Origin of the sequence: Staphylococcus pasteuri, assembly GCF_030547725.1 — a bacterium.
Lineage (GTDB): Bacteria > Bacillota > Bacilli > Staphylococcales > Staphylococcaceae > Staphylococcus > Staphylococcus pasteuri.
The window spans coordinates 1-262 of sequence record NZ_JAUOQO010000470.1; the positions used below are offsets into that span (position 1 = coordinate 1).

The following is a 262-nucleotide window of genomic DNA, read 5'->3' on the forward strand; positions in this document are numbered from 1 at the left end:
CCGTACTTCTTAAATTTGTAGGCGGATATATTTATGCATATACCTTCAAAACTAGAGGAGGCAAACTTGCAGCCGGACAAACAGGAAACATTAAATGTCTTGCTTCAGAGTTAACACATAGTGATTTAAATGGAGGAATGTTCAAAAATACGTCAGACATTTCAGTTATTGTTGGTGACAAGTTCGTCTCTTTAATCAATCATCAAATGTCAACACGATATTGCAGATGAGTATCTTAAGTGCCTATCACATTAAGTTGTAT

Annotated in this window: 1 pseudogene; it reads left to right on the forward strand. The window is 35.1% G+C overall.

The features are described 5' to 3' along the window. Positions 1–230: pseudogene (locus Q4528_RS14395) on the forward strand (YoaK family protein); the annotation flags it as partial. Positions 231–262 lie beyond the last annotated feature (32 nt).